Origin of the sequence: Xenorhabdus sp. NBAII XenSa04, from assembly GCF_963866145.1 — a bacterium.
Lineage (GTDB): Bacteria > Pseudomonadota > Gammaproteobacteria > Enterobacterales > Enterobacteriaceae > Xenorhabdus > Xenorhabdus indica.
On sequence record NZ_CAWMEB010000342.1, the window covers coordinates 1 to 253 of the forward strand.

The following is a 253-nucleotide window of genomic DNA, read 5'->3' on the forward strand; positions in this document are numbered from 1 at the left end:
GATAAATATATGGGAAGCCAGATAGTCAGAACGGCATTGCGTATGCTGATATTAACGGGTGTTCGTCCGGGAGAACTCCGCAAAGCTGAATGGTCAGAAATTGATTTAGATAAGGCTGTTTGGACAATTCCAGCCGCAAAAATGAAAATGCGCCGTACTCATGTAGTACCATTATCAGAGCAAGTTATCGATTTCAAGACTTCAACACTGTATGGGTTGAAAAACAGCTAGCGCACGTCGATAAAAACAGCAT

The 253-nt window shown here is 42.3% G+C and carries 1 pseudogene; it reads left to right on the top strand.

Annotated features, from left to right (window positions below):
* Nucleotides 1-189 (top strand): annotated as a pseudogene (locus tag AAC147_RS12120) (tyrosine-type recombinase/integrase); the annotation flags it as partial.
* Nucleotides 190-253: the final 64 nt, after the last annotated feature.